Annotated in this window: 8 protein-coding genes and 2 pseudogenes; 6 read left to right on the forward strand and 4 right to left on the reverse strand. The window is 68.1% G+C overall.

Going from position 1 to position 8,444, the window contains the following annotated elements; translation table 11 throughout:
* Window positions 1-1,735, forward strand: a 1,735-nt coding sequence (locus ACN6LM_RS04980; protein WP_445064033.1) for a glycosyl hydrolase family 28-related protein, incomplete at its 5' end; no start/stop codon positions are given.
* Between the two features lie 132 nt (window positions 1,736-1,867).
* Complete coding sequence (locus tag ACN6LM_RS04985) at window positions 1,868-3,481, forward strand: glycoside hydrolase family 13 protein (RefSeq protein WP_445064034.1); 1,614 nt, start codon at window positions 1,868-1,870, stop codon at window positions 3,479-3,481.
* Between the two features lie 421 nt (window positions 3,482-3,902).
* Here the strand turns inward: ACN6LM_RS04985 and ACN6LM_RS04990 are convergent, their stop codons facing one another.
* Window positions 3,903-4,412, reverse strand: coding sequence for a hypothetical protein (locus tag ACN6LM_RS04990; protein ID WP_445064035.1), 510 nt, complete (start codon window positions 4,410-4,412; stop codon window positions 3,903-3,905).
* Window positions 4,413-4,505: 93 nt separating this feature from the next.
* Here ACN6LM_RS04990 and ACN6LM_RS04995 point away from each other — a divergent pair, with 93 nt between their 5' ends.
* Complete coding sequence (locus ACN6LM_RS04995; RefSeq protein WP_445064036.1) at window positions 4,506-5,840, forward strand: BTAD domain-containing putative transcriptional regulator; 1,335 nt, start codon at window positions 4,506-4,508, stop codon at window positions 5,838-5,840.
* Between the two features lie 110 nt (window positions 5,841-5,950).
* Here the strand turns inward: ACN6LM_RS04995 and ACN6LM_RS05000 are convergent.
* Window positions 5,951-6,124: pseudogene (locus ACN6LM_RS05000) on the reverse strand (DUF2283 domain-containing protein); the annotation flags it as partial.
* A gap of 121 nt (window positions 6,125-6,245) precedes the next feature.
* Here ACN6LM_RS05000 and ACN6LM_RS05005 point away from each other — a divergent pair.
* Window positions 6,246-6,434, forward strand: a pseudogene (locus ACN6LM_RS05005) (IS5/IS1182 family transposase); the annotation flags it as partial.
* 48 nt (window positions 6,435-6,482) lie between these two features.
* On the opposite strand, the gene ACN6LM_RS05010 reads toward ACN6LM_RS05005, so the two are convergent.
* A complete protein-coding gene (locus ACN6LM_RS05010) occupies window positions 6,483-6,728 on the reverse strand; it encodes a hypothetical protein (RefSeq protein WP_445064037.1) in 246 nt (81 codons plus the stop codon).
* A gap of 766 nt (window positions 6,729-7,494) precedes the next feature.
* Window positions 7,495-7,704, reverse strand: a complete 210-nt coding sequence (locus ACN6LM_RS05015) for a hypothetical protein (RefSeq protein WP_445064038.1) — start codon at window positions 7,702-7,704, stop codon at window positions 7,495-7,497.
* A 124-nt stretch (window positions 7,705-7,828) separates the two neighbouring features.
* On the opposite strand from ACN6LM_RS05015, the gene ACN6LM_RS05020 reads away from it, so the two are divergent.
* The gene (locus ACN6LM_RS05020) at window positions 7,829-8,215 is read left to right on the forward strand and encodes a hypothetical protein (RefSeq protein WP_445064039.1); all 387 of its coding nucleotides are present in this window, start codon (window positions 7,829-7,831) and stop codon (window positions 8,213-8,215) included.
* Window positions 8,216-8,220: 5 nt separating this feature from the next.
* A complete protein-coding gene (locus ACN6LM_RS05025; protein WP_073969395.1) occupies window positions 8,221-8,388 on the forward strand; it encodes a hydrophobic protein in 168 nt (55 codons plus the stop codon).
* The last annotated feature ends 56 nt before the right edge of the window (window positions 8,389-8,444 follow it).

Below are 8,444 nucleotides of genomic sequence, written 5' to 3' on the forward strand. Positions count from 1 at the left end.
GCCGGTCACCTTCAAGCAGGGCGCCAACGCCCTCACCCTCGCCTTCACCAGCAACGACACCGGCAACGTCAACATCGACAACCTCAAGACCACCACCCCCACCACCGGCTCCACCGACCCGGAGGATCCTGGCACCCCCGACCCGAGCGGCGTGGGCGCCACAGTCCCCTTCACCACTTACGAGGCCGAAGCCGGCACCATCAAGGGCTCGACCATCGGCCCCGACCGCACCTACCTCACCGTCGCCTCCGAAGCCTCCGGCCGCAAGGCCGTCAAGCTCACCCAGACCGGCGACTACGTCGAGATAAGGCTCACCAAGCCCGCCAACGCCATCAACTTGCGCTACTCGCTGCCCGACAGCAGCGACGGCAAGGGCATCGACGCCACCCTCAGCGCCTACGCCGACGGCAAGGCGCTGCCCGACCTCCAGCTCACCTCCCGTTACGCCTGGGTCTACGGCGCCTACCCGTACACCAACAACCCGGGCGAAGGCCAGGGCCACCGCTTCTTCGACGAGACCCGCGCCACCCTCGGCCAGACCCTGCCCGCCGGAACCGTCCTGCGCCTGCAGAAGGACAGCGGCGACACCGCCTCCTCCTACACCCTCGACCTCGTCGAGGCCGAGGAGACCGGCACGGCCGCCACCCTTCCCAGCGGTTACGTCTCGGCCGCGGACCTGGGAGTCAAGCCGGGCAGCCAGGACGTCACCGCAGCCCTCAACAACGCCCTGAACACCGCCAAGAACCAGGGCAAGGGCCTGTTCCTCCCCGCCGGCACCTACACCATCTCCGACCACATCAACCTCTCCGGCGTGAAGTTGCGCGGCGCCGGCGTGTGGCACACCGTCCTGCGCGGCACCGGCCTCAAGGGCGGCCTCTTCGGCCAGGGCGGCACCAGCACCGTCGAAGACCTCATGATCGACGGCCAGAACACCGTCCGCGACGACGCCGTCGGACAGGCCGCCATCGAGGGCGACTTCGGCACCGGGTCCGTCATCAAGAACGTCTGGATCCAGCACACCAAGGTCGGCCTGTGGATCTCCAGCCCCACCACCGGCCTCAAGGCCGGCGACCTGCGTATCCGTAACACCTACGCCGACGGCGTCAACCTGCATGGCGCCGTGAAGGACACGGTCATCTCCAACAGCAGCATCCGCGGCACCGGCGACGACGCGCTGGCCATGTGGTCGGACGGAGCAGCCGTCACCAACAGCGCATTCCGCAACAACACCGTCCAGCTCCCGACCCTCGCCAACGGCGCCGCCGTCTACGGCGGAAACGGCAACAGCGTCGAGAACAACCTCATCTCCGACACCGTCGTCGCCGCAGCAGGCATCACCGTCTCCACCCGCTTCGGCGAACCCTTCAGCGGCACCACCACCGTCTCGGGCAACCTCCTGCGCCGCACCGGCAGCAAGGAAGTGAACTGGAACTCCGACCTCGGCGCCCTGTGGATCTACGCCGACATCCACGACATCACCCAGCCCGTCGTCCTGAAGAACAACACCGTCGAGGACTCCACCTACAGCGGTCTGCTCATCTCCTGGCAGAAGCAGGTCTCCGACCTGCGCGTGGACGGACTGACCATCAACAAGACCGGAGCCAACGGCATCGAAGGCAACGCCGCCGGCAAGGGCACCTTCTCCAACACCAAGATCACCGGGACCGCCGGTGCCGCCCTCAACATGACCGGCGGATTCACCATCGAGCGCGGCAGCGGCAACTCCGGCTGGTAACCCCCGCCAACCCGGGCCCGGCCCCTCCCCACCAGCCGGCCCACGCACCACTCCGCAAGACCCGCGGGCCCGGCCCACGTCCCCGCCGGCCGGGCCCGCGCACTGTTCGCACCACACACGAAGGCAGGCACCATGACCCCGCGCACCACCGACTGGTGGCGTCACGCAGCCATCTACCAGGTCTACCCCCGAAGCTTCGCCGACGGAAACGGCGACGGCATCGGCGACCTGGCGGGTGTGCGCTCCAGACTGGACTACCTCCAGCACTTGGGCATCGAGGCCATCTGGTTCTCCCCGTGGTACCTGACCCCTATGGCAGACGCCGGCTACGACGTCACCGACTTCCGCCAGATCGACCCGCGCTTCGGCACCCTCGCCGAAGCCGAGAAACTCATCAACGAAGCACACGAACGCAACATCCGCATCATTGTCGACGTCGTCCCCAACCACGTCTCCAACGAGCACGCCTGGTTCACCGCCGCCCTCCAAGCCACCCCCGGCTCACCCGAACGCGACCTGTTCTGGTTCCGCGACGGCCGCGGAACCAACGGAGAACTGCCCCCCAACGAATGGCAGTCCATCTTTGGCGGCTCCGCCTGGACCCGCGTGCCCGACGGCCAGTGGTACCTGCATCTGTTCGCCCCCGAACAGCCAGACCTCAACTGGCGCAACCCCCTCGTACGTGCCGAGTACGAAGACATCCTGCGGTTCTGGTTCGACCGCGGCGTCGACGGCATCCGCGTCGATTCCGCCGCCATGTGCAGCAAGGACCCCGACCTGCCCGACTACGACCACAGCACCTTCCCCAGCCCCCACCCGTACGTCGACCTCGACGAGAACCACGACATCTACCGAGGATGGCGCGCCGTCGCCGACTCCTACCCCGACCCCCGCGCACTCATCGGAGAAGTCTGGCTCGCCGACCCCACTCGCTTCGCCCAGTACCTGCGCACTGACGAACTCCACTCCGCCTTCAATTTCGACTTCCTCGGCTGCAGCTGGGACGCCACCGCCCTGCGCACCGTCATCGACCAGACCCTCGCCGCCCACGTCGGCGTCGGCGCCCCCAGCACCTGGGTCCTTTCCAACCACGATGTCACCCGCCACGTCACCCGCTACGGCCGACCCGACACCAGCACCGCCAACGGCATCCGCCAGTACAACCCCGTCGTCGACGAGGACCTCGGCCGCGTCCGCGCCCGCGCCGCCGCCCTGCTCACCATGGCCCTGCCCGGCGCCGTCTACATCTACCAGGGCGAAGAACTGGGACTGCCCGAAGTCGAGGACATCCCCGCCGACCGCCGCGACGACCCCATCTACCACCGCACGAACGGCGCAGACCCCGGCCGCGACGGCTGCCGCGTCCCGCTGCCCTGGAGCGGAACCACCGAGCCCTACGGCTTCAGCCCCGAAGCCGCCGCACGCCCCTGGCTCCCGCAGCCGGCAGCCTGGGCGCAGCTGACCGCAGCCGCCCAGGAAACCGACCCCGACTCCGTGCTCAACCTCTACCGTCAGGCCCTCGCCCTGCGCGCGACCGAACCCGCCCTCGGCGACGGCCCCATGCAGTGGATCGACTCGGCCCCCGATGTCCTCGCCTTCACCCGCGGCGAGACCTTCACCTGCATCATCAACCTCTCCGGCACCCCCATCCGTCTGCCCGACCACGCCCAGATCCTTGTCTCCTCCCGACCGTTGAACCAGGACGTGCTGCCCGTCGACACCAGCGTCTGGCTCCGCACCGCCTGAACCCGCAGACCGGGCGGCGATGTCACACTCCGTGGCCGTCGCCCGGAGGGTGCCAGTCCGCAGCTCGACGGTCACCGCTCCGTCAGCGCCGGGAGCTCTCGTCCGGCCAACTGCCGGGCCGTCCAAGGAGCTTGCCTTGGCTTGACCCTTGCATCGCAAGTCCCGCCTGCGCCCTCGTCCCGGCCGGAGGTCTGGAAACACGGGGATCGGTTACGCGGCAGTGGCGTCGACTCGCTGTGAGTCGATCGCGTTGACCGCCAATCGATCACTCGGGAAGGTACGCACTCCACGTTCCGCGAGGCACCCCTCCCGAGGCCGACTCCACAGGTCTTGAGCATTGCTCGCACTCAGCAGCTGATCGAGCCTTCCAGAGAGCCTGGCCGACAGGCCCCACCCGCAGGTCTCGACTATTGCTCGGCCGTCAACTGACCTTGTCGCACAGCGGATCCGTGGTCCCGTGGATCAGGTTCAGCGTCTTATAGCCGCCAGCGGAGACCTCCAGGGTGTAGGCCCCGTCGACCGTGTAGAGGCCGCGCGGTACGTTCCCGCCCCCTTCGCCGAACCCTGCGAGGATCGGGCCGAGGACGTACCAGGACTGGGAGCGGTCCGGACGGATCTCGACCAACGCGCGGCCGCTCGCGTCCGCGTCGTACGAGGCGCCGGTCTCGGAGTTGGTGACCCGGACCACAAGGCGGCCCTTGTATTCGACCAGCTTCGTACCGTCCTCTTCCGTGGCGAGAGTGCGCTGCACGACCTCGTCGACCACGGGTGAGCCTTCAACGGCGAAGTCGCAGCGGGTACCGGCCGGATAGGACCAGGAGGCAGAGGGGGAGGGCTCCCAGCCGCCGGTGGACTGGGATGCGCCGGCGGGCGAGGCGGCCATCAGTAGGGCGCCAACGGCCCCCAGGGGAAGGAGAATGCGTCGCTTCATGGGAACTCCTTGGTGAGATCGAGCGGAACGGGCGCAAGCTTCCCACCACCCCCTGACCAGAACCTGACCACCAAAGTCCTAGAGTGGCCGGCCATGGACTTCAATCTGCTCGGACCCTTCGAGGCGCGCCACGAAGGGCGGCTTGTGCGGCTCGGGAGCCGACGCCAGGAGAGGTCCCTGCTTGCGGTTCTCCTTCTGGAGGCCGGACGACCGATCACCACCGACCGGCTCGCGGACTTCTTGTGGAACGGCGCTCCGCCCGACAGCGCCCACGCAACCCTCCACACATACATCGGTCGGCTGCGGTCCACGCTCAAGCCGTACGGAGTGACGGTGGAGACTCGACACGACGGTTACGCCGTCGATGTGACCGAGCACAATGTCGATGTACAGGAGTTCCTCGACCTCGCCGGCCGAGCCGCTCTCGCCGCCGACCCCGGTGAACAGGTCCGTTGCCACGACAAATCCCTCGCCCTCTGGCGCGGCCCGCTGCTCGCCGGCACTCTCGACGCGCCCCAGCGGGACCGGCTTGGCGGCCGGCTCTCTGAACTCCGCTTGAGCGCACTGGAACAGCGCGCCGAGGGGCAGCTCACCATGGGCCTTCACGAACGGGTCCTCGCTGATCTGACCCCGCTCGTCGGGGAGTACCCAGGTAGGGAGCGACTGGTGGCTGCCCAGATGACGGCGCTTTACCGGGCCGGTCGGCAGGCGGAGGCGCTGGAAGTCCATCGCGCCACCCGCGACCACCTGCTCATCGAGCTCGGCATCGAACCGGGACCGGCCCTCACCACGCTCTACGAACGTATTGTGAACGCCGACCCCCGCCTCGACCGCCCGCCCGCCCCGCTCTACGCGGTCCGGGTTCGTGAGGAGTGGTTGCCCTGGTCTACGGGCGGCCACCCGGCCCTGGAGTTCTGCAACACCTACGCCGGCTGGCATCGCGCCCCGGCTGTGCCCGGCTCCGACTGGCTTCGGACCTATCGCACCCTGGCTGTCTGGGCCGGCCACCAAGCCCTGACCGACGACCATGTGGTGGACCGCCTCCTGACCAGAGCGAGCGCCCGGTCGACCGAGGCAGCCGAAGCCCTGGCGGAGGCAAAGAGCTTCCGCACGGCCCTTTACGCCTGCCTGACCGACCCTGCCGATCTCCGCGCCTTCCGCACCGTCGCCGGTTTCGCCGAAGCGGCCGCCCGGACGGCCGTCCTGGACCTGGACGAGGGCGGTCTCGCCCACTGGCGCCTCCCGCCCGCCATAGGCCTGCGCCTCCCCGTCCTTGCCACCGCCCGGGCAGCCGCCGACCTCCTCGCCGACTCCCGCCGCCTCACCCTCCGCGCGTGCCCGAGCGACGACTGCGGCTGGCTCTTCCTTGACACGACCGGCCGCCGCCGCTGGTGCTCGACAGCAACCTGTGGCAGCGGCCGGTCCTGAGCCCGTCCCCGGAGCAGGACTCGGCCCCCCGGTGCCGCCGGCACAGTACGCTGCCAGCCCCCTAACGGCCTGACCACAACATTGCACGGCAGTCTTGAACTGGCTGCCAACACCTCGATGCCGATGAGGCGGCCGTGCTCGTCGAAGTCGAGGTTGATCACGCCGACGTCCACCGGATCGAAGGGGTACTTGTGCGCAGACCGTACACGGACCTGGGGTTCGGCGAAGTACACGTACGTGGCGTTCACGGACTTGTCGTAGGTGACTTTGACCTCTGCCGCAATGAGCCTCTTCTAATCTGGTTGGCTCGTCGAGCAGTTGGGCTGACAATGTGGTGAAGCCCCTGATAGATGGGTTTTCGACCAACAGAACCGTCTCCAACGGCATCATCGGGCGCCCTGGCCGAGGGCCGACGTGTCATGCGCTGGGCAGACAAGGGATACCGGGGCGCCGGCGGCACGGTCCGCCCCGCACTGGGGACGGTGGGAGAGACTTTCCGCCGGACAGCAGGCTGTGAATCGGTTTCACGCGAAGATCCGTGCAGCAACTGCCTCGCCTGTTCGCCGGACTACGCGTAGTGCACCGCGTTGGCGCCATCGGCGCGATGCGGCCGCTGACCCTGGGCCCTTCTCATGCGCCAATTCAACGGGACCACGGGTCGCGACGGTCATCTCCCGTCGGGCCGGCCTGGCCGTCAGCGGTCACCCACTCCCGGTAGGCCCTCTCGATCTCGCCGAGGTACTGCCCGAGATCGAACCGGACTTCTTCCACGAGCCTGCCCTGGAGGTCGGGGTACTGCAGATCGGTCCACACGACGGTCTCGCCCTGGAGGCGCACACGGACGACGACCCCGCCCGCCTCGGGTTCAGAGGGTCCCGAAGAAGCCACGCCGACGTCTCGAACCACATCGGTCGGATGGAGCGGTCCGCCGGGGCGGAGGAGGCGTCGGGGATGCAGGCCGACCGCACCGCTGTGGCTACGCGCGATCATGTCGAGCCCATCGACAACGAGGTACGTGTGGACACCCGTACAACCCGGCGCCCCGGAGCAGTGACCGACGAACAACGTGCTGGTGGTGGCACCATCGCTCTGAGGGCCGGGAGCTACGCCCCGAGCCTGGCGCGGCGGTCTACGCGGCATCTGCCCCTCGTGACGTCATGAGCGGATCTTAGCCACAGCGCCTCCCTTTGTGGTCGCGGAACTGCATCATCGAGCCTGCCGCGAATGCACCAGCAGCCGTCCAACACGGGCGTCAGTGGTGAACAGCAAGGCCGGTAGCCGTCGAACTGCACCTCAGCCGCCACGCCTCCCGGGCCGGAGGATGGCTTCACGGGCCTGGGCGAGCATCGGCTCCGGCGGCGGTTTCAGCGTCCTGTCAGGTGTCCGGGTGGGCGTCCGTCTCAGGTGTCCGGGTGGGCGTCCGTCTTCAGCGCCCACGCACCGCCGGGACAGCCGGCTGGAAGCGGAGGGAACCGATGGCCCTTGACGTCTGTACTCCAGTGATGGCCGGCACCGCAGTCGCACTCGTAGATACCGCTCTCGGGCACGATCTCCCCGGGACGCCATGTTCGCTGTTCCTCACCCATGCTTCCGGTGTACGCCACCCGGGCCCGTCCGGCGACTCGGAGGAACATCCGCCGAAAACGCGAAGGCATCACGCGGCCTCGTACCGGTGCGCGCGACCGCCGCGCCACTGCACCCACGAGGAATCGTCGAGGAGCTGCTCGGCGTCGGGCAGGCCGGCACGGCGCAGAAACTCGACGACATCGACGTCGTCGTGGGCGAGTCCGACGATCTGCCCGCGAATGGTGACCCGCCGCCCACCGGTCGCGGACGGGCGGTGAATGACGATGGGCGCGCTCATCCCTCCAGCGTGCTCCTTCACCCCGCAGTCCGCGATCCACGGCCGGTCACCGCGCAACCCCAAGGTGCCGGGCACCGCGCTTTTGAGCTGAGGGTGGCTTGTTCAGTTCACGTCGACGTAATCGATGATCCGGGGGACCGAAGAAGCCGACCGTATTCACTGCTACGGCGTGGACGGTGTGAGGACCGTCGAGCGGCTCGCCGGCGAAGACACCATCGTCATGGAGGTCGACCTGCGCGAGGCACTCGTTCTGGCCGGTGGCGGCGACGACTTCGTGTCCGTCGGCAATAAAGTCGCCGGGACCCACGGGCATCAGGACGGGGTCTACGACGACGAAGGCAACGACCAGATTGTGCTCGATTACTCAGCGCGAACGGCGTTGCGGATGGTGGGGCAGGCGACGACTACATCGAGGCGACGGCGGCACGCTCAAGCTTCGTCCCGTAAGATTTCTGTAAGGCCCGGGGGAGTGGAATCGGGCTTCGGGGGCACAGAGTGTCTCGGAGGTTGATAATCATGGTTCCCATTCTTCTCGTTCTTCTGCTCGCCCTGATTCTTTTCGGCGCGGGCTTCGCACTGAAGGCACTCTGGTGGATCGCCATCATCGTGCTGGTTGTCTGGCTGCTTGGGTTCGTGATCCGGCCGACAGCAAACGGCAAGCGGGGCCGCTGGTACCGATGGTGACCACCGCCGGTTGAACAGATCCCTCACCACGTGCGGGGGGCCCGCGACGATTCGTC

The sequence above is a fragment of the Streptomyces sp. SAS_281 genome (genome assembly GCF_052542855.1).

Bases quoted from the DNA above. Each gene is read 5' to 3' on its own strand.
- ACN6LM_RS04985 (WP_445064034.1), top strand. From the start codon at position 1,868: ATGACCCCGCGCACCACCGACTGGTGGCGTCACGCAGCCATCTACCAG.
- ACN6LM_RS04990 (WP_445064035.1), bottom strand. From the start codon at position 4,412: ATGAAGCGACGCATTCTCCTTCCCCTGGGGGCCGTTGGCGCCCTACTG.
- ACN6LM_RS04995 (WP_445064036.1), top strand. From the start codon at position 4,506: ATGGACTTCAATCTGCTCGGACCCTTCGAGGCGCGCCACGAAGGGCGG.
- ACN6LM_RS05015 (WP_445064038.1), bottom strand. From the start codon at position 7,704: ATGAGCGCGCCCATCGTCATTCACCGCCCGTCCGCGACCGGTGGGCGG.
- ACN6LM_RS05020 (WP_445064039.1), top strand. From the start codon at position 7,829: ATGATCCGGGGGACCGAAGAAGCCGACCGTATTCACTGCTACGGCGTG.
- ACN6LM_RS05025 (WP_073969395.1), top strand. From the start codon at position 8,221: ATGGTTCCCATTCTTCTCGTTCTTCTGCTCGCCCTGATTCTTTTCGGC.